This window comes from Brachybacterium sp. UNK5269 (genome assembly GCF_049266655.1).
Classification (GTDB): domain Bacteria; phylum Actinomycetota; class Actinomycetes; order Actinomycetales; family Dermabacteraceae; genus Brachybacterium.
The window spans coordinates 2,409,738-2,435,545 of sequence record NZ_CP184883.1; the positions used below are offsets into that span (position 1 = coordinate 2,409,738).

Here is a 25,808-nt window from a genome sequence, read left to right on the forward strand (position 1 = left end):
CGACGGGCTCAGCGCCGGCGACCGCCGGAGCGGCGCTGCGCGCGGTTCTCGCCGCTGCGCGGCGCGCCCTCGGGCTTGTCCTGGTCCCCGTCGCTCGCGGACCGGGGCGCGGTGGCACTGCGCTCCTGACGGGCCTGGCGCCGCCGCTGGGCGCGGGAGAGCGTCGAGGAGTCCTGGACCCCGCTGCCCTCGGCGGAGCTGTACCGCAGCTGCCGCTCGGAGGGACCGTCGTCCAGTCCCTTCGCCCGCAGCACCACCCGCTGCTCCTCGGCGAGGGCCGCTGCCCGCTCGTCGGCGTCCTCGTCGCCGGCGCCGTCCGCGCCGTTCGCCGCGGAGTGCTCCGCGGGCTCGGCCGCGTCGGGACCCTTCGCGCCGGCGGACTCCGCATCGGAGGCCGTCGACGTGCTCGCGAGCGTCGCCGTCGCGCCGCCGGTCGTGGCCCCGACGGCCCTGCCGGCGGCGCTCGCTCCGCGCAGCAGGTCGCTGACGGCCTGGGGCACCACCGGCTCGGTCTTCTCGACCTGCACCTCGAGGTGGTAGATGTACCCGACCACGTCCTCCTTGATGCCCGCGACCATGTCGTTGAACATCAGGTGACCCTCGCGCTCGTACTCGATGAGCGGATCGCGCTGGGCCATCGCCCGCAGGCCGATGCCCTCCTTGAGGTAGTCCATCTCGTAGAGGTGCTCGCGCCAGCGGCGGTCCATCACCGACAGCAGCACCCGGCGCTGCAGCTGGTGCAGGCCCTCCTCGCCGAGCTCCTCCCGGCGCTTCTCGTACGCGACGCGGGCGTCGGCCAGGATCTCCTCCTTGAGCACGCTCGCCTCGAGGTTCTCCTTGCCGCCGACCTCCGCGATGAGCTCCTCCGCGGTCAGGGAGATCGGGTAGGCCGGGCGCAGGGCGCCCCAGAGCTCGTCGAGGTCGACGTCCTCGGCGGGCTTGCCCCGGGTGTGGGCGTCGACGGTGCCGCCGATGATCTCCTCGATGAAGCGCTCGATGGGCTCGTCGAGCTCCTCGCCCTCGAGGATCCGTGAGCGCTCCTCGTAGAACTTCCTGCGCTGCTTGGTCAGGACGTCGTCGTACTTCAGGACGTTCTTGCGGATCTCGGCGTTGCGGGACTCGATGGAGTTCTGCGCCCGCTGGATCGCGCCGGAGACCATCCGGCCGGTCAGCGGGATCGACTCGTCGACCCCGCCGCGCGCCAGCAGCGACTCCGCGGCGCCGGAGTTGAACAGGCGCATCAGGTCGTCCTGCAGCGAGAGGTAGAAGCGGGACTCGCCCGGGTCGCCCTGGCGGCCGGAGCGGCCGCGCAGCTGGTTGTCGATGCGGCGGGACTCGTGGCGCTCGGTGCCGAGCACGTACAGGCCGCCGAGCTCGACGACCTCGTCGTGCTGCTCCTTGACGGCCTTCCGCGCGCGCTCGAGCTCCTCGTCCCACGCCGCCTCGTAGGCCTCCGGGTCCTCCTCGGCGCTGAGGCCGCGCTTCTCGAGCTCGGCATGCGCCATGAACTCGATGTTGCCGCCCAGCATGATGTCGGTGCCGCGGCCGGCCATGTTGGTGGCCACGGTGACGGCGCCCTTGGCGCCGGCCATGGCGATGATCGCCGCCTCCCCCGCGTGGTTCTTGGCGTTGAGGACCTCGTGGGCGACGCCCTGGGCGCTGAGCAGCTTCGAGAGGTACTCGGACTTCTCGACGCTGGTGGTGCCCACCAGCACCGGCTGGCCCTTCTCGTGGCGCTCGACGATGTCCTCGACGACGGCGTCGAACTTCGCCTTCTCGGTGCGGTAGATGCGGTCGGCCTGGTCCTCGCGCTGCATCGGGCGGTGGGTGGGGATCGGCACCACGCCGAGGGAGTAGGTGTTCATGAACTCCGCGGCCTCGGTCTCGGCGGTGCCGGTCATGCCCGAGAGCTTCTCGTAGAGCTTGAAGTAGTTCTGGAGGGTGATCGTGGCGAGGGTCTGGTTCTCCGCCTTGATCTTCACCCCCTCCTTGGCCTCGATGGCCTGGTGCATGCCCTCGTTGTAGCGACGACCGGCGAGGATGCGGCCGGTGTGCTCGTCGACGATCATCACCTCGCCGTTGAGCACCACGTAGTCCTTGTCGCGCTTGAACAGCTCCTTCGCCTTGATGGCGTTGTTGAGGAAGCCGATCAGCGGCGTGTTCAGCGACTCGTAGAGGTTCTCGATGCCCAGGTGGTCCTCGACCTTGTCGATCCCGGACTCGAGCACGCCCACGGTGCGCTTCTTCTCGTCGACCTCGTAGTCGCGGTCGCGGCGCAGGAGCTTGACCACCTTCGCGAACTCGCTGAACCACTTGTTGGCGTCGCCCGCCCCGGGGCCGGAGATGATCAGCGGCGTGCGCGCCTCGTCGATGAGGATGGAGTCGACCTCGTCGACGATCGCGAAGAAGTGGCCGCGCTGGACCCGGTCCTCGGGCGTCAGCGTCATGTTGTCGCGCAGGTAGTCGAAGCCGAACTCGTTGTTCGTGCCGTAGGTGATGTCGGCGGCGTACTGCTCGCGCCGCTCGGCCGGGGTCATCCCCGAGGTGATGACGCCGGTGGTCATGCCCAGGGCGCGGAAGACGCGACCCATCAGGTCGCTCTGGTACCCGGCGAGGTAGTCGTTGACGGTCACGATGTGCACGCCCCGGCCGGCCAGCGCGTTGAGGTACGCGGGCAGGGTCGCGACCAGGGTCTTGCCCTCACCGGTCTTCATCTCGGCGATCCGGCCGCGATGCAGCGCCGCGGCGCCCATGATCTGCACGTCGTAGGGGCGCTGGCCCAGGGTGCGGTGCGCGGCCTCGCGCACCGCCGCGAAGGCCTCGACCATCACGTCGTCGAGGGTCTCGCCGTCCTCGAGCCGCTCGCGGAAGTGGGAGGTCTCCGCGCGGAGCTCCTCGTCGGTGAGGGCGGTGAAGACGTCCTCGGCCTCGCCCACCTGCTCGGCGATGGCTTCGAGCCGGCGCACTTCCCGGCCTTCGCCGGCGCGCAGGATCTTGTCGAAGAGGTTGACCACTCGTGCTCCCAAGAGTTCTCTGAAACGTCCTCGCGGACGGCTGGTGCCTGACCCATCGTATGCGTCACGGGCTCGCGGAGGTGACCTCCTGCGGGCATCCTCACGCGGCGGCGCGGCGGCGCGGGCCCCCGGACGGACCCGTCAGCGCGCAGGCGCCGCTGCGGGGATCTGCGGGCGCTGCGCGGCGAGCGCGGCGGAGAGCTCACCGCTGCCGGTCCCGGTGAGCACCTCGATGCTCCCCAGGCCCTGCCATCGCGCGGCCCGGCCCAGCTCCTCGGCGAGCGCGGCGAGCACCCGGTCCTGGTCCGGGCGCTGCCGGGACGGCAGCTGGGGAAGCGGCTCGCGGTAGGTGCCGCGCACCTCGAGCACGCCGCGGCCGCGGTCGGCGCGCAGGTCCACGCGGGCGGGGATCACGTCCCCGTGCAGGAACAGCAGCGAGTAGTAGCCGGTGGTGCGCTGCGCCGCGGGGGTGTAGATGCCGATCCGGTAGTCGACGTCGAAGAGATGCTTCAGCCGCGGCCGGAAGAAGACGATCGGGTCGAAGGGGCTGACCAGGGCGCCGGTGCGCAGCGCCGCCGGGCGGGGGGCGTCGCGGTGCAGCAGCATGCGCCGCCGCCCGGCGGGGTGCTCGACGTCGACCTCGCGCAGCTCGCCGGAGGCCAGCAGCTGCTCGACCGGGCCGCGCGCATCGCGCACGCGCAGGCGGAAGTAGTCGGCCAGGGAGCCGAGGTCGGCGATGCCGAGGGAGCGCGCCGCCCGGGAGATCAGCTCGAGGCGGGCGCGGGCGTCCTGGGCGGGCCGGTCCGGCGGCTCCGTCCCCGGGGCGCCCGGTCCGCGGGGGTCGCCTGCCGCCTCGTGCAGTCCGTCTGCCTCGGCGGCGGGGACGTAGAGCCGCTCGAACTGGGAGCTGCGGCCCACGCAGTCCAGCGCCCCGGAGCGGAACAGGTACTCCACCGCCCACTGGGTGGAGGTGCGGCGCCATCCCCATCCCTCGCCGCGCTCGCGGTCGCCCAGGTGCCGGGAGATCTCGGTGGCGGTGGCGGGGCCGAGCTGGTCGAGGGCGCCGCGGATGCGGGCGAACAGCTCGGGTGAGGAGCCGGCGGCCTCCCGCACCGCGCCCCAGTCGCGCTGGGCCACCGCGCGGCGGCGGAACTCCAGCAGGGCGTGGACCTCCGCGGTGGTGAACGTGGCCTCGTGCGCGAGGGCCTCGCGGACCATCCGGGCCCGCCCGGGTCGCGCGGCCCGGTCCAGCACCGCGGTGTCCCAGCTGCCGGTGCGGGTGTAGACGGGCAGGTAGTGCGCGCGGGCGAAGACGCTGACGGAGTCGATCTGGAGCAGGTGCGTGCGCTCCAGGGTGCGGGCGAGGGCGCGGCGGCCGGAGGCGGCCGAGCCGACGTCGACCCGGCGGGCCGATCCCATCCCCTGGGCGCGCAGGGCGATCCGGCGGGCCTGCTGCCAGCTGAGGGCAGCGCTCATCCGCGCTCCGGCCGATCGTGCCGTGCACGGCGATGGGCGGGAGGGCGCCGCTGCGCTCCTCCCGCCCGATCGATGGCGAGGGTGGTCAGGACGCCTTCTGCTCGGACTGCTCGGCCTCGAGCTCGATGACGCCGTAGTTCCATCCCTTGCGGCGGTAGACCACCTTGGGATGGCCGGTCTCGGCGTCCATGAAGAGGAAGAAGTCATGGCCGACGAGCTCCATCTGGTAGAGCGCGTCGTCGACGCTCATGGGGGTCGCGGGGTGCTTCTTCTCGCGGATCACCACGGGCCGCCCGGCCTCGGCCAGGTCGAGCTCCGTCGCATCGCTCGCGCTCGCATCGCTCTCGGCCGCCTCGTCGGTCCCCGCGGCGGCGGGCTCGGGCGGGGTCTCCTGGAGGGCGGGGGGCAGCTCCTCGTCGGCGGGCATGGTGCGCACGCTGGCCCCGGTGCCCTGATGCGCGCGGACCCGGCCGCGGCGGTGGTCCTTGCGGCGGTCGCGGGCGCGGCGGAGTCGTTCGAGGAGCTTGCCGTAGGCGACGTCGAGGGCGCCGTAGAGGTCGTCGGCGCGGGCCTCCGAGCGGATCAGGGTCCCGTTCTCGTGCACGGTGAGCTCGACGCGATCACTGAGCTCGGCCTGCCTGGGGTTCTTCTCCTGCGAGACCTCCACGTCCACGCGGAGCGCCGCCGGGGCGAACTGGGTGACCTTGTCGAGCTTGTCGGTGAGATGGCGACGGAAACGGTCCGGGACGTCCATATGACGTCCGACGACATTGATCTCCATGAGTGGTTCTCCTCCTATCCGGGTGCGGCCGCTCTGAGCCCGGCCGCGATGGCTCTTCGGCTGGGTGTCGCACCTCCTGATGAAGGGGGTCTCGCCGAGTGTGGCGAGTCCCACTAGCATGCCATGTCCCGCTCGATGTTTCCTGGACGTCCGCCCGGCCGCTCAGACGGGATCGGCAGGTCGCGGGACCCGGGCGGAGGCGATCACCACGGCGCCCAGCACGCGCATCCCGGCATCCGTGAGCGCCTCGTGCATGCCGCGCAGGGTCGAGCCGGTGGTGACGACGTCGTCGACGATGACGACCGCCGCCGCTCGCTCCCCCGCGCGCCGGGAGGCCGCGCCGGACAGTCGGATCCGGCGGGTGCGGCGCTGACGCGCGCCCTGCCCCTCCTGCGCCGTGGTGGGGGTCGCGCGCAGCAGCAGCGCCTCTCCGCAGCCGAGGCGGTCCAGCTCCCGCACCAGCTCCGCCGTGTGGTCCTCCCCGCGGCGCAGCCGGGCGCTGCGGCGCGACGGCACCGGGACCAGGCCGGGACGCTCGATGCCGGCCTGGTCGGCGAGGCTCTGCACGGCCGGGGCCAGAGCGGGGGCGATCCGGGCGCCGAGATGCAGCATGCCGCCGTTCTTCCAGGCCAGCACGAGGCGCTGCAAGTCCCCGCCGTACTCGCCGAGGGCGAGCACCGGCAGCAGGGGCGCATGGTCCACACCGGCGGGCAGGGGCATCCCGTCCTGCCAGTGCTCGCGGACCCGGGCCGCGGTCAGTGACTGCAGGGCGTCGCAGCAGGCCTCGACCCGCTGCGGCGGCGCCTCCAGCAGGGCCCGGCAGCGGCGGCACAGCCAGGTGCCCTCCTCCCCGCAGGGGCACTGCCGCAGCGCCACCAGCGCGCAGGTCTGGGCGGCCACCTCCCGGGCCCGGACCAGCAGCCCGCCCCGCTCCTCACCCGCCCCACCCCTCATCCCCCGATCCCAGCGCCGGGCGGCGCCGGTGTCGAGCGCGCCGCGGCGGGGGTGGACGCGCCGGCGGTGGGGAGGAACCATCGCCAGCGCTCAGTAGAAGAACGGGTCGCGGCCCTCGAGGTCGCTCAGGGTCCAGCTGTCGCCGTCGGTGCGCAGCAGCTCCCCGTCGGCGGTGCCCGCCCAGACCGTCCCGGCGACCACCGAGCCCGCGATGCGGTCGGTGCCGTCGACCAGCGGCGGCAGCGGCTCCCGTCCGCTGGCGACATCGACGATCTGCGCCCGCGGGTCCCCGCTGGTCGGGTCGGTCCCCAGCACCACGGTCGCGATCTCGTCGTACCAGCCGGCCTGGGTGGCGTCGCTCAGGAAGGTGCGCACCGGCACCGGCTCGGTGAGGGAGACCGGGACGCCGTCGGGATCGCGGATCACCGCGCAGAGGTCGAGCCGGGCGCCGCCGGCGTCGGCGGACAGCACGAGCATGCGGGTGGCGTCGGCGGCGAGGTCCAGCGCCCTGATCTCGCGGCCCCGCAGCCAGGGGGCGTCGACCTTCGCGTCGCGGTCAGCGCCGAGGCCGGACAGGGCCAGCAGCACGCCGGCGCTGGACCGGGTCGAGGTCCACACGAAGCCGGAGTCGTCGATGCGGGGGGCGACGAAGGCACCGCCGGTGGCCGCTTCCCGCGGGGGCACCGAGTCGTCGGTCGAGGCGATCAGCACGGTCGAGCGCGCCGGGTTCTGGGCGGCGGCGAGCACGCCGTCCTGGGCGATCACCGGGGAGGCCAGCGCCGTCCCGGCCAGCGCCGGGACCAGCTGGGCCGGCGTCCCGGTGCCGGGATCGGCCAGCGAGATCACCCCGGTGGGGCCCGCCGCGATCGGTCGGTGCCCCGGCAGGGCGCGCTCGATGCGGGTGCGCTCGTCCAGGGCGATCGGCTGACCGTCCAGCACCAGGGCCACACCGGACAGCGCGGGCAGGGAGCGGAGCGAGGACTCCAGCTGCGACAGGGCCGCGGACCGCCGCTCGGCGGGCAGCGCCGTGATCGCGCGCGGCACCTCGACCTGCGCGTGACCGTCGGGTCCGGTGGCCAGGAGGGTGTCGACGGCGCCGACGGCGTCGGGGATCTCGCTCAGCACCGCCCCCTCGAGGTGCGCCGCCGGGCCGGCGACGAGGCACTCGAGCACGGTGTCCGCGCCGCGGCGCAGCGGGACCCAGCGATGGTCAGGCACCAGGTGCCGCCGACGCGCGTCGAGGAAGTAGAGGCGGGCCGGGGCGTACAGGGTCTCGAACGCCGCTTCGGAGAGGAAGATCCCGTCGGGCGCCTGACTCAGCCGCCACTGGCCCTCGACCTGCTCGATCGAGACCTCGATCTCCCGCGGGGAGGGCCCGGCCAGCAGGCTGCGCACACCGCTCGCGTCGACCAGGGCGACGACCTGCAGCACCAGCCGCCGGCGTTCGGGACCCGCCTCCTGGACCTGCAGCTCCTGGCTGCCGGAGTAGACCGTGATCCCGGCGGCGGGTTCCCAGACGGCACTGGCCCGGTCGGTGAGGTAGGCGCGGGCGACGGCGAAGTCGTCCTCCGACCCCACTCCGGCCTGCACGAACCCGGCCACGACCTGCTCGGGCGTGGCATCGACCGGCGGTGGCAGGGCGCGCACGTAGGGCGCTCCCGGCCGGGACTGGCCGTTCAGCGCGCGGCTGCCGACCGGGGACTCGGTGGGGATGCGGGCGCACGCCGCCCCCACGCCCAGCAGCGCCGCGGCACCGACCGCGCGCAGCACATCGCGTCGCCCCGGGATCATCGCTCACCCCCGGTCGGACTGGGCTCGGAGCTCGCCTCACCGGGGAGCTCGTCGAGGTCCGGCAGCATCCCCGGCCCGATCCGGATCTCCCCGGTCGGGGTCGGGGAGACGGCGGCATCGGCCAGTCGACGGTCGAAGGAGCGCTCGAGCCGCAGCGGTGAGCGGACCAGCACCGCACCGGGCCGACGCGGCAGCGTCAGCCGGAACACCGCCCCCTGGCCCTCCTGACCCCAGGCCTGCAGCCAGCCGTGGTGCAGTCGCGCGTCCTCGGCGGAGATCGACAGTCCCAGCCCGGTCCCGCCGAGGGTCCGGGCCCGGGAGGGGTCGGCGCGCCAGAAGCGGTCGAAGACGCGCTTGGCGGCCTCCGGGGAGATGCCGTGCCCGAAGTCCTGGACCACCACCGCCACCGCCTCCTGATCGGACGCCGACTGCACCAGCACCGGCCGGCCGGCGCCGTGCTCGATCGCGTTGGTCAGCATGTTGCGCAGGATCCGGTCGACCCGCCGGGCATCGACCACCGCCCGCATGTCCCCGCCGGACAGCCGCACGTCCAGCAGGCAGCCCCGTGCCTCCGCGAGCGGGCGCACGTCCTCGACCGCCCGCACCACCAGGGCGTCCAGGTCCTGCCGGTGGGCCTCGAGCTCCGCCGCGCCGGCGTCGAAGCGGGAGATCTCCAGCAGGTCCGCCAGCAGCACCTCGAAGCGCTGGACCTGCGCGGCGAGCAGCTCGACGGTGCGCTGCAGGTCCCCGGGCAGCTCCGTGCGCCGAGAGTCCAGCACGGAGGAGGCCATCCGGATCGTGGTCAGCGGCGTGCGCAGCTCATGCGAGACGTCGGAGACGAAGCGCTGCTGGAGCCGGGAGAGCTCGGTGAGGTCGTCGACCTTCTGCTGGAGGCTGCGGGCCATGTCGTTGAAGGACTCCCCCACCCGGGCCAGCTCATCGGCCCCGGCGACCTCCACGCGGCTGCTGAGATCCCCTCCGGCCATCCGCTCGGCGGCCTGCGCGGCGCGCCGCAGCGGCGTCGTCACCAGCCGCGCCACCACGATCGCGATGCCGATGATCACCGCCAGCAGCACCGCGCCGCCGCCCAGGATCACCCGCTGCACGAACGCCAGCGTCGACTGCTCCTCCTGCATCGAGTAGACGAGGTAGAGGTCGTAGGAGCCCACCCCCGGCACGATCACCCGGGTGCCCACCAGGAGGGCCGGCTCGATGCTGCCGGCGCCGTCGTCGCGCCCGATCGAGCGCCAGGACATCGCATCGGGCTGCTCGGCGACACTGGCCGCGAACTCCTCGTCGACCTCGTCGAAGAGGGTGCGGTCCGAGGAGGCCACCGGAAACACCATCGCGGAGGTCTCCACCGGCACCAGCGCCACCTCGCGGCGGTCGCCGCCGCCCCGCCCGCCGGCGGCCTGGACGAAGGCGTTGGCGGCGTCCTGCTGCTGGGTGCTGGTGGCCCCGGAGAGCTGGGCCAGGGAGTCCACGAGGTCCCGCCGCACCTCGACGGTCTCCTCGAGCACCCGGTCGCGGCGCTGCTCGTAGAGCCCGTCGGCGATCACCGAGGAGAGGTAGGCGCCGACCGCCAGCATCGCGAGCATCGACAGCAGCGTGGTCACCAGCACCACCCGCAGGGCCAGCGGCCAGCTGCGGGGATCGGCGGCATGCACCGCCCGGGTGCTCAGCGACCCCTGCGGCGCAGCGGCGGCCGGGACGGTCACGGGCGGGCCGGCGTTCTCAGGAGACGCCCCCGGCGCGATAGCCGACGCCGCGCACGGTCACCACGATCCGGGGGCTCTCGGGGTCGTGCTCGATCTTCGAGCGCAGCCGCTGGACGTGGACGTTGACCAGCCGGGTGTCGGCGCTGTGCCGGTAGCCCCACACGTCGCGCAGCAGCACGTCGCGGGTGAACACCTGCCAGGGCTTGCGGGCCAGCTGCGTGAGCAGGTCGAACTCGAGCGGGGTCAGCGGGATCGGCTCGTCGCCGCGGCGCACCTCATGGCCGTCCACGTCGATCGTGAGGTCGCCGATGGCGAGGGTCTCGGTGGTGGGGGCCTCGACCCGACGCACCCGGGCCTTGATCCGGGCGACCAGCTCCTCGGGCTCGAAGGGCTTGGTGAGGTAGTCGTCGGCGCCGGCCTCGAGCCCCTCGACCACGTCGGCGGTGTCGGTGCGGGCGGTCAGCATGATGATCGGGACCCCGGACTCCCGGCGCAGCCGCCGGCACACCTCGATGCCGTCCATCCCGGGCAGCATGAGGTCCAGCAGGACGAGATCGGGGCGCAGGCGCGGGAACGTCTCCAGGGCCGAGGCGCCGTCGGGCGAGGTGGCGACCTCGTAGCCCTTGCCGCGCAGAACGATGCCGACCATCTCGGCGATCGCCTGATCGTCATCGACCACGAGGATCCGTGAAGGCGTCGTCATGGACCCATTGTGCCACCGGCGGGGCCCGGGCCGGGCAGGCGGATCGCCGAGGGCCGTCCGCACCCCCCGATCCCTCAGGCGGAGCCGGAAGACGCGCGGTCATCGACGTTCGTCGGATCGGTGCGGGGTCCACCACTCCGTAGGGTCGAGGACAGCACCACGGCGCGCACGCCCCCGGCATGCCCGCCCCGCCACCAGCAGGAGGACCGATGAGCACGGGATGGACCGCACCGGGCGCCGCCGCAGCCGGCCAGCAGCCCCAGGACGAGACCCCCATGGTCGCCCCCGCCGGCGCGATCCCGCCGGGCGGAACCGGGACCCAGGGCGGCCCCCGCCGCGAGCTGGTCCCCTCCATGCCCCTGTTCCCGCTGCGCCCGCTGGGCCTGGGCGAGGTGCTGGGCGCCGCGGTGCGGATCTACCGGCTGCGGGCCCGGTCCGTGCTGGGGGTCGCGGCGGTCGTCTACGGCGTCGCCTTCGTGCTGATCACCATCACCACCGGGGCGGGGATGGTCCCGCTGATCGGGGACCTGCAGGCCGTCATGCAGGATCCCACCGGCAGCTCGGAACCGGCCGCCTTCGGCAGCGCCGCTGACGTCGTGGCCACGATCGTGTCCTCGGCGATCACCTTCGTCCTCACCATCCTCGCCGCGGCGCTGGTCACGGTGGCGCTGACCAAGGTCGCGATCGGCGAGGCGACCGGGGAGCCGGTCACCGATGCCGACATGTGGGCCCTCATGCGCCGCCGGGGCCTGGCGGCCGTCTCGGTGACCCTGGTGATCAGCCTGCTCAGCGTGATCGCCTTCTCGGTCCCCACCGCGCTCGGGGTGCTGCCGGTCGTCCTGCTGCAGGAGCCGACGGTGCTGACGATCGGGGCGATCCTGGTGGGTCTGCTGCTCGGCGTGCTCGCGATGCTCTACGTCTGGGCGCGCACCGTGCTCGCCGTCCCCGCGCTGGTCATCGAGGAGCTCGGGGTCCTCGCCGCGCTCCGGCGGGGCTTCGCGCTGACCGCCGGCCGGCGGCTGTGGCGGGTCTTCGGCGTGGCCGTGCTGCTGTACCTGCTGTACATGGTCGCGGTGCAGGTCATCGCCGGGGTCTTCGGCACCGTCGCCACCGTGCTCTACGTCGTGATCCTGCTGGCCAGCGGGGGCCAGGCGATCGTGCTGGGGGTGGCCGTGCTGACCATCCTCACGATGGTGGGAAGCTTCGCGGCCAGCGTGGTGCTGGCCCCGTTCCTCTCCGCGGGCTACGTGGCCGTCTACGCGGACGGCCGCATGCGCCATGAGGCCTGGGACGTGGAGCTGACCCGGCGCGCCCGCGCCTCCTGGAACCCGGACGGCTCCTGATGCGACCGGCCGCTCCGTCGCCCGTGGACCCGGACGAGGCCCGCTCCCGGATGCTCGAGGAGCTCGCCGAGGCGGAGTACGACGACTCCCCGGGCTTCGTCGCCTGGCTGCTGGCGACCATCGAGGACTGGCTGCTCGAGCTGGTCGACGGCATCGACGGCTCCTCGGCCGCGCAGGCCGGCGTCGCCGTGCTGCTCGGGCTGGCCCTGATCGCGGTGGTGGTGCTGGTGCTGCGCCGCACCGGGCTGATCCGTCGCAGCCACGCCCTGGTCGTGGCGACGGAGCTGGATGCGGAGCCCGTGCTCAGCGCCCCGCAGCTGCGCGCCTCGGCGCGGGAGGCGATCACCGCCGGCCGGCTGGACGACGGCACCGTGCTGGCACTGCGCGCGCTGGTGCGCGACCTCGAGGAGCGCACCCTGCTGGACGTCACCGCCGGGATGACCGCCCATGAGGCCGCGCACCGCGCCGCCCTGTCCTACCCCGAGCTGCGCGGCCGCCTGCAGCTGGGCGCGGCCGCCTTCGACACCGCCGCCTACTCCCATCGCTCCGCCACCGCCAAGCAGGCCGAGGACATGCTGCGACTGGCCGAGTACATCGCGGAATCCGCTCCCGACCTCTCCGCCACCGAGCCCGACGACGCCGCGGGCGACCTCGACGGCTTCCGCGACGAGCGCGGCACCCCGGCCGGGACGCCGGCGCGATGAGCACCCTCACCGCCCCGGCCGGCGCGACGCGGCGGCCGGCCCCGACCACCGGCGGGTCGCCGGCCCCCGCCACCGGGCGCCGCCCCCTGCTGATCGTCCTGGTGGTGCTCGCGGTGCTGGCCGCGGTGCTCGCCTCGGTACTCCGCGGCCTCTACCAGGACGGGCCGCTCGAGCCGGACGCCCCCACCGCGCAGGGCTCCAAGGCCGTCGTCGAGGTGCTCGGCGAGCTCGGGGTCGAGGTGGGCGTGCAGCGCCACACCGCCGATGCCGCCGAGTCCCTGCGCGCGGGCCGCACCGTGCTGGTGACCGACCCGGCGGCCCTCTCCGGCGCGCAGCTCGATGCGCTCGCCGCGGCCCATGAGGAGAGCGCGGGCCGGCTGGTGCTGGTCCAGCCCGACTTCATCACCCTGTCGTACTTCAGCCCGCTGCTGGTCCCCGAGGGGGTGCTGCGCGCGCCGGCCGTGGTGCCCGCCGGGTCCGGATGCGGCGACCTCTCCCATCGGGCCCGGGTGCTGTCGGTGCCCGGCGCGGAGGGGCTGCGGGGACCGGCCACCCTCTACCGCGTCGCGGGCGACGCCGAGAGCTGCTTCGACGTCGAGGGGGGCTCCCTGGTCGCGCGCGACGGCGAGCTGCTGGTGCTCGGCAGCGCGGACCTGCTGACCAACGAGACCGTGGGCGAGGCGGACAACTCCGCGCTCGCGCTCAACGCCCTGGGCGGCGCCGGGCAGCTGACCTGGTACGTGCCCTCGGCCACCGACCCGATGGGCACGGCCTCGCAGTCCCTGACCAGTCATCTGCCCGACTGGGCGGGACCGCTGGGGCTGTGGCTGCTGATGGTCTCCGCGATCGCCCTGGTGGCCCTCGGTCGCCGGTTCGGTCCGGTGGTGATCGAGCCGCTGCCGGTCACGGTGCGCCCGCAGGAGATGGTGCGCGGGCGGGCCCGGCTGCTCCAGCAGTCCGGTGAGCGCGACGCCGCGGCGACCGCACTGCGCACCGCCGCGGCGCGCCGCCTCGCGGACACCCTGGGGCTGCGCCACGAGCGGGCGCTGGACGGCCTGATCGCGGCGCTCCGCGCCCATGTGGACCACTCCCCCGAGCAGCTGCGCGCGCTGCTCGGCCCCGCCCCCGTCACCAGCGACCAGGACCTCGTGCGCCTCGCGCACGACCTCGACCGTCTCGAGAAGGAGATCGACCGATGACCGACACCACCCAGGGCACCGTCCCGCCCGCCGCCGCCCTCGACCAGGACACCCGCGCCCACCTGCAGGCCCTGTCGGCCGAGATCCACAAGGGCGTGGTGGGCCAGGACGCGGCCGTGACCAGCCTCGTCGTGGCTCTCCTGTGCCGCGGCCACGTGCTGCTGGAAGGCGTGCCGGGCGTGGCCAAGACCCTCCTGGTGCGCTCCCTCGCCGCCGCCCTGGACGTGCGGATGCGGCGCGTGCAGTTCACGCCGGACATGATGCCCGGGGACATCACCGGCTCGCTGGTGTACGACAACACCACCAGCGACCTGGTGTTCCGCGAGGGACCGGTGTTCACCAACCTGCTGCTGGCCGACGAGATCAACCGCACGCCCCCGAAGACGCAGTCCGCGCTGCTGGAGGCCATGGAGGAGCGCCAGGTGACGGTCGACGGCGCGAGCCGGCCCCTGCCCGATCCCTTCCTCGTCATCGCCACCCAGAACCCGATCGAGTTCGACGGCACGTACACGCTGCCCGAGGCCCAGCTGGACCGCTTCCTGCTCAAGGCCGTGATGCCGCTGCCCGAGCGGGACGTGGAGCTCGACGTGCTGCGCCGTCACGCCGGCGGCTTCGACACCACCGACCTCGCCGCCATGGGGCTGCGTCCGGTGGTCGACGTCCCCTCCCTGCACCGCGCCCAGCAGGACGTCTCCCGGGTGGTCGCCGAGGACCCGGTGGTGCAGTACATCGTCGACGTGTGCCGCGCGACCCGTCGCTCCCCGAGCCTGGCCCTCGGCGTCTCCCCCCGCGGCGCGATCGCCCTGCTGCGCACCGCCCGCGCCTGGGCCTACCTCTCCGGACGCGACTTCATCACCCCCGACGACGTCAAGACGATGGTCCCCTCCACCCTGTCCCATCGGGTGCGCCTGACCACCGAGGCCGAGCTCGAGGGCACCCAGGTCGAGTCCGTGCTCGCCGCCACCCTCGCCTCCGTGCCGGTCCCCCGCTGAGGACGGCCGCGATGAGGATCTCCCTGACCCCGCGCGCGGCCCTGGTCGCGCTGCTCGCGCTGCCCGTGATCGTGCTGTGGCCCCAGTGGTGGGTGCTGCTGGTGCTGGCGGCGCTCTGGGCGCTGGTGGTCCTCGCGGACGCGGTCCTCGCCGCCGCGCCGACCAGCATCCGGGTGCGCCGCGATTCGCCGACGCAGGTGCGGCTGGGCAGCACGGTCACCGGGCGCCTGCTGCTGACCAACACCTCCTCCCGGCCCGCGTCCCTCGAGGTGCGCGACGCCTGGAACCCGACGGCCGGCCTCGACGCCCAGCGCTCGGCCCTGCGCCTGCCGGCCCAGGAGCGACGCGCGATCCCCCAGTCCTTCACCCCGACCCGGCGCGGGGAGCACCGCTCCCGCGCCCTGCTGATCGCCTCCCGCGGTCCGCTGGGCCTGGCCCGGCGCACGGCGCGGGCCGACGCCCCCGGCCGGATGCTCGCCCTGCACCCCTTCGGCTCCCGCCGCCACCTGCCCTCCCGGGTGCAGCGGCTGCGCGAGATCGAGGGCCTGGCCGCCATCCACCAGCGCGGCCAGGGCACCGAGTTCGACTCGCTGCGCGACTTCGTCGACGGCGACGACGTGCGCTCGATCGACTGGCGCGCCACCGCCCGGCGGCGCTCCGTGGTGGTGCGCACCTGGCGCCCGGAGCGCGATCGGCATGTGCTGATCGTGGTGGACACCTCCCGCACCTCCGCAGCCCGGCTCGGCGACTCGACCCGGCTGGACTCCGCCTTCGACGCCGCCCTGCTGCTGACGGCGCTGGCCGGCCAGGCCGGGGACCGGGTGGACCTGATGTGCGTGGACCGCATCACCCACGTCTCGGTGCTCGGCTCGACCCGCACCAAGGCGCTCAACGACATGGTCACCGCCACCGCGGCGGTGGACCCGGCGCTGGTGGAGACCGACTGGGAGCTGGCCGCGCGCACCATCGCCGATCGTGCCCGCCGCGGCGCGCTGGTCGTGCTGATCACCCCCGTCGAGGCCTCCGTCGTGCACACCGGGCTGCTGCCGGTCGCGGCCCGCATCGCCCGGGACCACCCGCTGGTGGTGGCGTCGGTGGCCGATCCCGCGCTCGAGGACCTCGCCGCCGGCCGGGGGGACCTGGAGGCGGTGTACCTGGCGGCCGCGGCCGAGCAGGCCCGCGGCGAGCGCTCCGGGGTCTCGCAGGCCCTCGAGCGGGTGGGCGCCCATGTGGTCGATGCCCCGCCGGACCGCGCCCCGCAGGCTCTGGCCGACGCCTACCTCGCCCTCAAGGCCGCCGGCCGGCTCTGACGGCGCGGGGGCGCTGCCCGGGAACCGCGTCCCGGCGGCCGATGGCCGGCGCCCGGCGCCCGGCGCCCGGCGCCCGGTGCCCGGTGGCCGGTGGCCGGTGGCCGGTGGCCGGGTGGCCGGATCGGGCCAGGTTCTGTTCCAGATCCGGCTCTATCTGGAACAGAACTGCGCATTCCTCGTCGCTCGGGCCTCGATCGCAGGCGGGCCCGGTCGCGGGGCGGCTCCGGCTCAGCCGGTGGTGGCGACGTGCGCGCCGATCAGCTCCTCGGAGAGGTCGCCGGTGACCCCGGCGCGGTGCACCTGGCGGCCGCGGCCCAGCATGAACACCATGAACGCGGCCCAGGCGAGCACCCCGATGCCGAGCCGCACCGCGGGCGGCAGGGAGCTGGGCGTCACGAACGCCTCGATGAACCCCGAGACCAGCAGCACCGGCACCAGGCCGATGGCGACGGTGACCAGTGAGCGGGCGGCGTGGGAGAGGGCCCACAGCCGCGGCATCGGGCCCGGCCGCACCCAGGCCCAGAAGGTGCGCAGACCCGCCCCGGCCCCGACCAGCACCGCGGTGATCTCGAGCAGGCCGTGCGGGAGGATGTAGACGAAGAAGGTGTCCAGGCCGCCGTAGGCCGCCATCACCCCGGCGGAGAGTCCGATGTTCAGCCCGTTCTGCAGCAGCATGATCACCGGCCAGATCCCGGTGACGCCGAAGACGACGGCCTGGACGGTGATCCAGGCGTTGTTGGTCCACACCTGGGCGGCGAAGCCGGAGGCCTCGCCCTGGAAGTAGTAGGAGACGAAGTCCTGCTGCGCGAGCGACCGCTGCTGTGCCTCGGGCACCACCAGGGCCCGCGCGGTGGGGTCCAGTCCGAAGTAGACGCCGGTGACCACGGTCGCGGTCAGGAAGATGCCGGCGGCGAGGGCGACCGTCCAGCGCGCCTCGTACAGCGCCGCCGGCAGGTCCTCCCAGAAGAAGGTGCGGGCGTGCTTCCACAGCGGGGTGCGGGTGCCGGTGATGCGCAGCCGCGCCCGATGGACCAGCAGCGAGAGCCGGGCCGTGAGCGCCGGGTCGGGGTTGGTCGAGCGCACCGTGGACAGATGGGTGGAGGTCTCCTGGTACAGGGACAGCAGCTCGTCGATGTCGTCCGCGCCGAGGGAGCGCCTGGCGGTCAGCTCCTGGAGGCGGTCCCACTGCGGCCGGTGCACGGCGATGAAGGCGTCGGTGTCCACCACCTCAGCGTAGGTCGCCGCCGACCGCCGGACGGCCGACGAAAGTCGGAGCCCACGGCGTCGGAAGCCGACGCTCGATGCTGACCGGGGCGGGGCGGGCCTGTCAGGATGGGGCCATGGCAACCATGGGCTCCGCCGCGGCGATCTCCCCCGCCGCCGACCGGGACGCGCTGATCACCGGGGACGCCGTGCTGCTGGACCTGCGCACCGCCTCCTTCGCCAGCCGCATGCTCGCCGCGGCGCTCGACGGCGCCCTGCAGCTGGCCCTCCTGGTCGGCGGGATCGTGGCCGTGGCCTGGGGCGCCGCCCGCGCCGAGCTCGACGACGGGCTGATCGCCGCGGCGGTGCTGACCATGTCGGTGATCGCCTACGTCGGCTATCCCGTGCTGTGCGAGCTGCTGCTGCGGGGACGGTCGGTGGGCCGGCTGGTGATGGGCACCCGGGTGGTGCGGGACGACGGCGGGCCGGTGCATGTGCGCCAGAGCCTGATCCGCGCCGTGATGGCGATGCTGGAGATCTGGTCGACGGCCGGGGCGGTCGCCCTGACCTGCTCGGTGATCGATCGTCGCTCGCGCCGGGTGGGGGACCTGCTGGCCGGCACCATGGTGATCCAGGAGCGGATGCGCAGCCTCGAGCCCGATCGCCTCGAGGTGCCCGCCGCGCTGAGCGACTGGGCCCGCGCCGCCGACGTCGGCCGCCTGCCGGTGACGCTGATGCAGGACATCCGCTCGTTCCTGCCGCGCGCCGAGACCATCAACCCTGCCTCCCGCCATCAGCTCTCGCGGGACCTGCTGCGCCGCACCCTGCCCCATGTCGCCCCGGCGCCGCCTCCGGGCACGGCGCCGGAGGAGTTCCTCGCCGCCGTGGTCGCGGAGCGCTCCCGACGGGACGAGGAGCGGCTGCGGCGCCATCAGGCCCGCCAGCGGGAGCTGTCCGCCGAGGTCCGCGCCGTCGCGTTCACCGCCTGAGCGGGTTCACTGCCCGAGCGGGTTCACTACCCGAGCGGGTTCACCGCCGAAGCGGGCTCACCGCTCCTCGGTCGCCGCCGCCGCCGGCGGGGCCGGCTGCCGCCCGGCGATGAGGACGGGGATCCCGCCCTCGACGGGATGGACCCGCCCGCAGGCGGTGCACCCGAAGGCGGCCGCGAGGTCGCGCAGCTCGCCGCCGCAGTCCGGGCAGCGCAGGATCGAGCGCACCCAGCCCGGCACGTCGGCGCCGCTCGCGCCCGCGGCCGGCGCCGGAGCCGGAGCCGCCAGGTCCTCGTGCTGCACGACGGCGAGGATCTCGTCGCGGATCCTCGCCATCGTGGTGGCCCGCTCGGCCTCGACGTTCAGCCGCAGCAGCGGCTCGGTGTTCGAGGAGCGCAGCGAGAACCACCAGCGGTCCTCGGCGGCCAGGTCCTGGTCCCAGTGCACGACGGTGAGACCGTCGAGCTCGTCGGTGCGGGCCCCGGGCAGGGTGCTGACATGGGCGCGCACCCGTTCCCGCGCGGCGGCCGCGTCCGGCACCCGGGAGTTGATCTCACCGCTGGCGGCATAGGGGTGGTGCGCGGCGACCAGCGCGGAGGCCGGGCCGTCGGACTCGGCGAGGGCGGCGAGCACGTGCAGCGCGGCCAGCATGCCGGAGTCGGCGAAGAAGAAGTCCCGGAAGTAGTAGTGGGCCGAGTGCTCGCCGCCGAAGACGGCGTCGTGCTCGGCCATCAGGGCCTTGATCAGGGAGTGGCCGACGGGGGCGCGCACCGTCTCGCCGCCCGCGGCGGCGATCGTCTCGGCCACGTGCCGGGAGGAGACGAGGTTCGCGACCACGGCCGGGCGCTCCTCCCCCGCGGCGCGGGCACGGGCGATCTCGCGCTGCGCGATGAGCGCGGTGATCGCCGACGGCGGCACCGGGGTGCCGGTCTCGTCGAGCACCACGCAGCGATCCGCATCGCCGTCGAAGGCGAGCCCCAGGTCGGCGCCGTTCGCGAGCACCGCCTCCTGCAGGTCGCGGAGATTCTCGGGATCCAGCGGATCCGCGGGATGGTGCGGGAAGCGGCCGTCGAGGCCGAAGTGGAGCTCGATCAGCTCCACCTGCGGCAGGTCCCCGAGGACCGCCGGGGCGGTGTGCCCGGCCATCGCGTCGGCGGCGTCGACCACCACCCGCAGGCGCCGGGGGCCCGGGATGGTGACCAGGCCGTGCAGGGTCCTCACGTAGTCCGCCAGGGTGTCGAGGGCCTCGGCGCGGCCCTCGCCGGAGACGGGGATGGTGCCCGCGGCGAGGTAGTCCTCGGCGCGGCGGCGGACCTCCTCGAGACCGGTGTCGCGACCGACCGGGCGGGCCCCGGGCAGGCACAGCTTCAGCCCGTTGTCGGGGGCGGGGTTGTGGGAGGCGGTGACCATCACCCCGGCCGCCCGGTGCAGTCCGGAGGCGCAGTAGAGCTGGTCGGTCGAGGACAGGCCCGCGTCGGCGACGATCGCACCGCGCCGCACCGCCCCGTCGATCACGGCCGCCGACAGCTCGGGAGAGCTCAGGCGCATGTCATGGGCGACGATCAGCTCGGGGGAGGCGAGGACGTCGGCGAAGGCGGCCCCGAGCGCCCGTGCCACCTCGATGGTGAGCTCCTCGCCGGCGACTCCGCGCACGTCAGAGGCCTTGACGAGGTGCGAGAGGTCGGGCCGGGGGCGGGCGGTCTCAGTCATGCGTGGTCCTGACGACATGGAGGTGACGGGCGGGCGGGGCCGCGCTCGTGGCCGGGGGGCGGCGGTCGCGGGACGGCGTCCCGGTGGGCGACGGCGGCCCGGTCGGCGACGGCGGCCCGGTCGGCGCCGGCGGCGCGGCCGGCGAGCTCTGCGGGGAGTGGGGGCGCACGGCCTCGGCGAGGGCGACCAGGTCGTCGGTGACGTCCTCGCCGCCGGCGACGCGCAGCAGGTCCCAGCCGCGCGGCGCGGTCATCCTGGCGGCGTGCTCGCCGCAGAGGTCGTAGGCGTCGGGCTCGCTGTGGCGGGACAGGGGGCCCAGCACCGCCGTCGAGTCCGCGTAGACGAAGGTCAGGGAGCTGACAGCGGGTCGCGAGCAGGCGGTCCGGGAGCATTCACGAGCAGGCACATCCTGCAGTGTACGCAGGTCCGGCGCTCGCCCGGGGGCGGCGCGGCCCGGTTAGAGTGCGTCCATGGATGTCGAGCCCCTCCGCCCCGGGACGCCGGGCCCCCGTCAGGGTCCCCGGCGCCGCGACCGCCGCGGTCGGGGCCGGCGCTGGGACCTGATCCCGCCGCACCTGCCCGGCTATCGCACCCGGCGCGAGCGCTTCGACGACCTGGTCGCCGACTCCGGGGCGGCGCTGACCGAGCGCTTCCCCCGGCGCCTCGCGCATCTGCAGGTGCTGGTCGAGGAGGTGCCGCCGAGCGATCCGGCGCCCTGGGAGGATGCGACGGTGCTGCTGGGACGGGCGATCCCGCCGTCTCGCGAGCATCCGGCGCGGGTGATCGTCTACCGCCGGCCGCTGCAGACCCGGTGCGCGAGCGAGCAGGAGCTCGAGCTGCTGGTGCGGCAGGTGCTGTCCGAGCAGATCGGCTCGCTGCTGAACATCGCGCCCGAGGACGTCGACCCGGAGGCCTGGTCGGACTAGTCCGTTCCCAGGCGCACGGTGACGGACTCCTCGCCGGCCCTCGCGGGCAGCACCGGCAGGGCCGACAGCAGCACCCCGCCGGCGCCGTCGCTCTCGCGCTGCATCCAGCCGGCGTGCACCGCACCCGGCACCTCGGGCACCAGGGAGATCCCGGCGGCCGAGGCCCCGCCGATGCGCAGCTGGTCGGAGGTGACCGTGGCGGTCGCGCCCGCGGCGACGTCGATGCTCAGCGGTGATCCGGCCCCGCCGTCGGCCGCCAGCGGGATCACGGTGACCGCGCTGTCCGCGGTGGCGGTGAGGGTCAGCTGCCCGGCGGCGCCCTGGGCGGGCAGCGCGGTCACGCCCTGGGAGGAGAGCGCGGGGGCCGCCGTCACCAGAGTGAGGTCGACCGGGGCGCCGACGGTGTCCCCGGGCAGGTCCACGCCGGTGCGGACGCTGCGGGTGACCGCGGTGACCGGCTCCTGCGCGCGCACGGTCACTGCGTAGGTCCCGTCGGGCAGTCCCGCCAGCGGGGTGCTGACCACGGCGCCCGCGGGGAGCTCGAGGTCCGTCAGGGCGGCGGCGTCCACGGGGCCCTGGGGGCCGGAGACCTCGACGTCGGCGGTGGTGTCCGCGCCGCGGGGATTGGCGATCACCAGGACGGGGGCGGTGCCGGCGACGTCCACCCCGGGCATCACCTGCTCGCTCGCCGCCGGGGCCAGGGGGTCGAGGATCTCGGCCCCGCCCGGGGTGAGGCCGTCGCGCTCGGTGGTCTGCACGTGCATCGACAGCGGTGCGCCGAGCACGGAGGCCTGCACGCCCACCGCCTCCTGACCGGGGATCACGGATTCCAGCAGCACCCGCTGCTCCTCGCCCGGGGCGACGACGACCTGGCTGCGGCCTGCCATCGCGGCGGGCCCGGCCTCGGTCCACACCTGCACGGAGGCGGTCGCGGGACGCTGCGTGGGGTTCCGCAGCACCAGCACGGAGCTGTCCCCGGGCGCGGTGGAGACCCCGAGGAAGGCGGCCTCGGTGGCCGGCTCCGCGCAGCGGGTCAGCGCCAGCGAGCGGAAGTCCCCGGCGCGGGTGGCGGTGGACTGGACCACGTCGGCGACCGGGCGCCCGCCCTGGGAGGTCGCCGTGCTGACCCGGGGCGCTGCCGCGACAGGGCCCAGGCTCTGCACCGACAGCCCCAGGTCCTGGGAGGCGGACTCCTCCTCGAGCACCGCCCCGGCGGCGTCGGCCGCGGTGATCGTGGGGGCCCGCACGGAGCCGTCCTCCTCCTGCAGCGTCTGCGAGCCGCTGACCGTGCCGAACAGCAGCGAGGAGGCGGGCTCGACGGACACCGAGCGCAGGGTGACGGTCGCGGTGGGAGGGGTGACGGCGAGGTCGGCGTCGGGACCGGACTCGAGGGTGGCCTCGGGCAGCTGCAGGGGGCCGTGGCACCAGCGGGTGCTCGCGCCGGGCTGGGAGGCGGACTCGGCCCGCGCCACCGGGCCCGGCTCCGGCGGGGCGGTGGTGGCCAGGGCGCCCCCGGCCAGGAGCAGGGGCAGCAGCGCGGCGACGGCGAGCAGGGGCCGCGCCGGTCCGCGGCGCGGTGCCCGGGGCGCCGCCGGGTCCTCGTGCTCGCTGCGGTCAGCGTTCTCAGCCATACATCTCCTCCGCCGCTCGGGGGCGCACGCGCCACGGGAGCGCGATCAGGGCGGTCAGTTCGGTCGCCGCATACAGCAGGAGCTGCCAGAGCAGGCGCAGGGGCTGGTCGCGATGGATGGCGACCTCGCCCCCGGCCCCGGCGGGCACCGTGAAGCCCTGCGCCCAGCCGTCGATGCGGAGCGGCTCGAGCTCGGTGCCGTCGAGGGTGGCGCGCCACTGGGTGTCGAAGCGCTCGGAGAGCACCACCGTGCGCTCCGCCTCCGCGCCCGGGATCGCGCCCCCGGCGTCGATGATCCCGCTGGGCAGCGGGACCGGGGCGGTGCCCCCGGTCACGACCGCGCGGGGGGCGGCCTCGATGACCCGCCACATCCCGCCCCGGCTGCCCTCGGTGACCTTCTCGAGCATCCCGGAGGCGTCCAGCATGCGCAGCAGCTCGGACTGCTCGGCGGGGTCGCCGGGGACCACGACGTAGGCGATGGCGAGGGGCGCGGCGCTCTGCTCGTCCGCGCCGGCGCCCGCCGAGAGCATCCCCGCGACGGCCTCGCGCAGGGCGCCCGAGGCGGCATCCCCATCCAGCGGCTCCCCGGCGGCGACGGCGTCGAGGTCGCGGGCGTCGGCGACCACGGCGTGCTGGATGACCGAGTCCCCGCCGTGGACGACGAGGCGGGCGAGCACCGCGCCGTCCTCCTGCTGCGCGAGGACCAGCACCCGGGCGCGGGCCTCGGTGCGGCCCTGGTCCGCGGCGGCGGCCGGGACGCCGCCGCCCTCGACGCGATCCAGGCGCAGCAGGCCCGGCAGCAGCAGGCTCCCGCCGACCACGGTGACCAGGCAGGCCGCGGCCACCACGGTGCCGATCGCGCCGGTGACGACCCGGCGGGAGCGGGTGTCGCCGGGCTCGCGGCGGGCCAGGGCGTCGAAGGAGGCGGCGGCGCCGACGGCGAGCGCCAGCAGCGTCAGGCTCAGCAGTGCGTGCAGCGGCGGCGAGGCCGGCTGCCCGTCGGCGACCGCGGTCCAGGTGCTGCGCGACAGCAGCACCGCGAGCAGCCCGAGCGCGGCCATCAGCACGCTGAAGCGGCCCGCCCGGCCGGCGGCCCCTGCCAGCAGCGGGGACGCCAGGGCGGCGAGCACCACGGGGGCCACCGGCAGCAGCGGCAGCAGCAGCGCGGCGGTGGCGCCGACGTGCGGGGCCAGCAGCTCGGGAAGGCCGGTCGCGACCGGCCACAGCCCGAGCAGGTCCGCGGGGGTGGCGCTGCCGGGGCCGGGCGGCACCCCGGCGACCGCGAGCAGCGTCTCGGGATGCGCCAGGAGCACCGGGAGGTACGGGGCGTGCAGGGCGAGGGACGGCACCAGCACCCACAGCAGGCGCAGCCGCCGGCCGGGGGCGGCGATCGCCACCAGCGCCAGCGCGATCGCGACCAGCACCACCAGCGCCGGCTGCACGGCGCCGATCACCAGCAGCAGCAGCCCGCCCGCGGCCGCCGCGGGGACGCTGGCCTGGGAGACCTTGTGGGGCAGTCCGACGGCGCGGCCCACGGCGAGGGCGAGCAGCGGCAGCAGCGCATGGACCAGCAGCAGCGGCCAGGCACCGCTGCTGAGGGCCCCCAGCAGGGGCGGTGCCAGCGCCCAGACGGTCGCGATGACCAGTCGCGCGCCGACCGCGCGGGTGATCGCCCCGGCGGCCCACCAGGCGCACAGGGCGCTCGCGGGCACGGCGGCGAAGACCAGGATCTCGACCAGCAGCGAGCCGCCGAAGGGCAGATGCCCCAGCAGGCGCACCAGCGCGTCCCCCGGTCCGCGCTCCCCCAGCCCGCCGGGGATCCAGCTCGCCCAGGCGGCCTCCCAGCGGGCGGTCCAGCTCTCGGGCACGGGCCGCAGGCCCGGGCCCACGAGCTCGCCGCGGCCGAAGAGGCCGCGCAGGGCGCTCAGGCCCAGCACGGCGGCGAACAGCGCCACCACCACCGTCCACAGGATGTGGCGACCGTAGTCGGCGTCGTCGACCCCGTGCCGGGTGCCGGCGATGCCCCAGGTGGTGCGGCGGATCCGTCGCTGACGGTCGTCGTCGGCGGCCAGGCCGTTCCAGACGTCCTCGATCCAGCGGCGCATCCCCTCGCCGCGCGGCACGTAGAGCGGGGCGAGGCGTCCGCGGGGCACCTGCGCGCGGCGCCGGTCGCGCCGGCCGCGGCCGAGCACCCGGCGCACCCGGGGCAGGGCCGCGGCCGCGGCGCGCAGCTCCATCAGCGCGGAGCGGGGTGCGGCGGCGGCGATCGCGCCGAGCATCCGCAGCAGCGTCAGCAGCGGCAGCAGGAGCAGGGTCAGCAGGGCGTGCGACGGCCGGCGATGCTTGAGCAGCACCAGGATCTGCCCGGTGCGCTGCTCGCGGAGGCGCTCGAGGCGGTCACGGGTCGGCGCCGGGTGGAGCACCCGGGCGGTGGCCTGCACCGCGACCCGCTCGCCGGCGCGCCAGATGCGCCGGCAGAGGTCGATCTCCGCCCAGGGGGCGGGCAGGTCGGGGTCCAGGCCGCCGACCTCGCGCAGGGTCTGCTCCCGGATCAGCATGCCGGGCAGCGGGACGGCGAGCACGTCCTGGCGCCAGTCGGCCTGTCCCTGGTCGATCTCCCCGGGCTCGACCCCGGTGACGACGCGACCGCCATGGGTGAGGGCCAGGCCCACGTCGACCAGTGCGTCGGCGTCCTCCGGCCGCAGCGGCGGCTCCTGCTCACCGGCGGTGGGCGCGGCCCGGCGCACCCGCTTGGCGCCGACCACGGCGGTGTGCGGGGAGGTCTCGAGCATCTCCAGCTGGCGGGCGAGGGCGTCGCGCCCGGGGATCGCGCCGTCCACCACGAACCAGAGCCAGGGCCCGTCCTCGGCCCCGGCGGTCGCGCCGACGCGGCGACCGGGGCGGGGCCCCGCGCGCCGCAGGCGCTGCGGCACCCGGGCGAGGTCCTCGGCGTGCTGGGTGCGCTCGCGCTCGACGGCGTCGACATCGACCTGGCGGACCCGTCGACGGCGGGGCTGCGCGGGATCGGCCGGGCCGGTGTCCGGCGTCGGAGTGCGCTCGGGGTCGGCGTCCTCCCCGGCGGCGGGGTCCTGGGCGCGGCGGGAGAGCAGCTCGAGCGTCTCCTGGACGGCGCCGGCCCGGCCGAGGGAGGCGGAGACGGGCAGGGTCTCGTGGACGGTGCCGGCGGCGACGGCTGCAGCGAGCGCCGCGCGGTTCTCCTCAGGAAGGTCCGAGGGGACGACGGCGAGGACATGATCGGCCGATCGGGTCTGGTCGCCGACGGCGGCGAGCGTCGCCCGCTGGGAGGGCGCGCCGGTCGACCCGCTCAGCAGGACGACGGCAGTGACATGACGGGCGCTCACCAG

General features: G+C 75.2%; 19 protein-coding genes. 7 read left to right on the forward strand and 12 right to left on the reverse strand.

What is annotated here, in order from left to right; all coding sequences use genetic code 11:
- Window positions 1-8: 8 nt before the first annotated feature.
- The 7 genes from secA to mtrA form a co-directional block, all read right to left on the reverse strand.
- The gene (gene secA, locus ACOJUI_RS11335; RefSeq protein WP_422115064.1) at window positions 9-3,014 is read right to left on the reverse strand and encodes a preprotein translocase subunit SecA; all 3,006 of its coding nucleotides are present in this window, start codon (window positions 3,012-3,014) and stop codon (window positions 9-11) included.
- 141 nt (window positions 3,015-3,155) lie between these two features.
- On the reverse strand, window positions 3,156-4,490 hold the full coding sequence (locus ACOJUI_RS11340; protein WP_422115065.1) for a winged helix-turn-helix domain-containing protein: 1,335 nt from the start codon (window positions 4,488-4,490) through the stop codon (window positions 3,156-3,158).
- Window positions 4,491-4,575: 85 nt separating this feature from the next.
- Complete coding sequence (gene hpf, locus ACOJUI_RS11345; protein ID WP_422115066.1) at window positions 4,576-5,271, reverse strand: ribosome hibernation-promoting factor, HPF/YfiA family; 696 nt, start codon at window positions 5,269-5,271, stop codon at window positions 4,576-4,578.
- Between the two features lie 162 nt (window positions 5,272-5,433).
- Window positions 5,434-6,306 (reverse strand): ComF family protein, encoded by an 873-nt coding sequence (locus ACOJUI_RS11350; RefSeq protein WP_422115067.1) that lies wholly within the window; start codon window positions 6,304-6,306, stop codon window positions 5,434-5,436.
- A 9-nt stretch (window positions 6,307-6,315) separates the two neighbouring features.
- The gene (locus ACOJUI_RS11355) at window positions 6,316-8,016 is read right to left on the reverse strand and encodes a GerMN domain-containing protein (RefSeq protein WP_422115068.1); all 1,701 of its coding nucleotides are present in this window, start codon (window positions 8,014-8,016) and stop codon (window positions 6,316-6,318) included.
- Entirely contained in the window at window positions 8,013-9,734 is a 1,722-nt protein-coding gene (gene mtrB / locus ACOJUI_RS11360; RefSeq protein ID WP_422115069.1) for an MtrAB system histidine kinase MtrB, read from the reverse strand. The genes ACOJUI_RS11355 and mtrB overlap by 4 nt, the downstream gene beginning before the upstream one ends.
- 16 nt (window positions 9,735-9,750) lie before the next feature.
- Complete coding sequence (gene mtrA, locus ACOJUI_RS11365; protein WP_422115070.1) at window positions 9,751-10,437, reverse strand: MtrAB system response regulator MtrA; 687 nt, start codon at window positions 10,435-10,437, stop codon at window positions 9,751-9,753.
- Window positions 10,438-10,646: 209 nt separating this feature from the next.
- Between mtrA and ACOJUI_RS11370 the strand changes: the two genes are divergently transcribed.
- From ACOJUI_RS11370 to ACOJUI_RS11390, 5 genes are read left to right on the forward strand one after another with little or no spacing between them, the layout of a single operon-like run.
- Complete coding sequence (locus ACOJUI_RS11370; protein ID WP_422115071.1) at window positions 10,647-11,780, forward strand: glycerophosphodiester phosphodiesterase; 1,134 nt, start codon at window positions 10,647-10,649, stop codon at window positions 11,778-11,780.
- Complete coding sequence (locus ACOJUI_RS11375; protein WP_422115072.1) at window positions 11,780-12,484, forward strand: DUF4129 domain-containing protein; 705 nt, start codon at window positions 11,780-11,782, stop codon at window positions 12,482-12,484. Before ACOJUI_RS11370 ends, ACOJUI_RS11375 begins: the two co-directional genes overlap by 1 nt.
- Window positions 12,481-13,683 carry a DUF4350 domain-containing protein gene (locus tag ACOJUI_RS11380; RefSeq protein ID WP_422115073.1) on the forward strand — a complete coding sequence of 401 codons (1,203 nt, stop codon included), beginning with the start codon at window positions 12,481-12,483 and terminating at the stop codon, window positions 13,681-13,683. The genes ACOJUI_RS11375 and ACOJUI_RS11380 overlap by 4 nt, the downstream gene beginning before the upstream one ends.
- On the forward strand, window positions 13,680-14,675 hold the full coding sequence (locus ACOJUI_RS11385; RefSeq protein WP_422115074.1) for an AAA family ATPase: 996 nt from the start codon (window positions 13,680-13,682) through the stop codon (window positions 14,673-14,675). The genes ACOJUI_RS11380 and ACOJUI_RS11385 overlap by 4 nt, the downstream gene beginning before the upstream one ends.
- 11 nt (window positions 14,676-14,686) lie before the next feature.
- On the forward strand, window positions 14,687-15,985 hold the full coding sequence (locus tag ACOJUI_RS11390; RefSeq protein ID WP_422115075.1) for a DUF58 domain-containing protein: 1,299 nt from the start codon (window positions 14,687-14,689) through the stop codon (window positions 15,983-15,985).
- A 228-nt stretch (window positions 15,986-16,213) separates the two neighbouring features.
- Here the strand turns inward: ACOJUI_RS11390 and ACOJUI_RS11395 are convergent, their stop codons facing one another.
- Complete coding sequence (locus ACOJUI_RS11395; protein WP_422115076.1) at window positions 16,214-17,209, reverse strand: stage II sporulation protein M; 996 nt, start codon at window positions 17,207-17,209, stop codon at window positions 16,214-16,216.
- A gap of 116 nt (window positions 17,210-17,325) precedes the next feature.
- Here ACOJUI_RS11395 and ACOJUI_RS11400 point away from each other — a divergent pair, with 116 nt between their 5' ends.
- Window positions 17,326-18,177, forward strand: a complete 852-nt coding sequence (locus ACOJUI_RS11400) for an RDD family protein (RefSeq protein WP_422115077.1) — start codon at window positions 17,326-17,328, stop codon at window positions 18,175-18,177.
- A gap of 57 nt (window positions 18,178-18,234) precedes the next feature.
- On the opposite strand, the gene ACOJUI_RS11405 is transcribed toward ACOJUI_RS11400, so the two are convergent.
- Both ACOJUI_RS11405 and ACOJUI_RS11410 read right to left on the reverse strand, forming a co-directional pair.
- A complete protein-coding gene (locus ACOJUI_RS11405) occupies window positions 18,235-19,887 on the reverse strand; it encodes a phosphomannomutase/phosphoglucomutase (protein ID WP_422115078.1) in 1,653 nt (550 codons plus the stop codon).
- The gene (locus ACOJUI_RS11410; RefSeq protein ID WP_422115079.1) at window positions 19,880-20,293 is read right to left on the reverse strand and encodes a DUF3499 domain-containing protein; all 414 of its coding nucleotides are present in this window, start codon (window positions 20,291-20,293) and stop codon (window positions 19,880-19,882) included. Before ACOJUI_RS11410 ends, ACOJUI_RS11405 begins: the two co-directional genes overlap by 8 nt.
- 64 nt (window positions 20,294-20,357) lie before the next feature.
- Here ACOJUI_RS11410 and ACOJUI_RS11415 point away from each other — a divergent pair, with 64 nt between their 5' ends.
- Window positions 20,358-20,813 (forward strand): metallopeptidase family protein, encoded by a 456-nt coding sequence (locus tag ACOJUI_RS11415; protein ID WP_422115080.1) that lies wholly within the window; start codon window positions 20,358-20,360, stop codon window positions 20,811-20,813.
- On the opposite strand, the gene ACOJUI_RS11420 is transcribed toward ACOJUI_RS11415, so the two are convergent.
- Complete coding sequence (locus ACOJUI_RS11420; RefSeq protein ID WP_422115081.1) at window positions 20,810-22,444, reverse strand: DUF5719 family protein; 1,635 nt, start codon at window positions 22,442-22,444, stop codon at window positions 20,810-20,812. The two genes, ACOJUI_RS11415 and ACOJUI_RS11420, sit on opposite strands and share 4 nt — an antisense overlap.
- The gene (locus tag ACOJUI_RS11425; RefSeq protein ID WP_422115082.1) at window positions 22,437-25,805 is read right to left on the reverse strand and encodes a glycosyltransferase family 2 protein; all 3,369 of its coding nucleotides are present in this window, start codon (window positions 25,803-25,805) and stop codon (window positions 22,437-22,439) included. Before ACOJUI_RS11425 ends, ACOJUI_RS11420 begins: the two co-directional genes overlap by 8 nt.
- Between the last annotated feature and the right edge of the window lie 3 nt (window positions 25,806-25,808).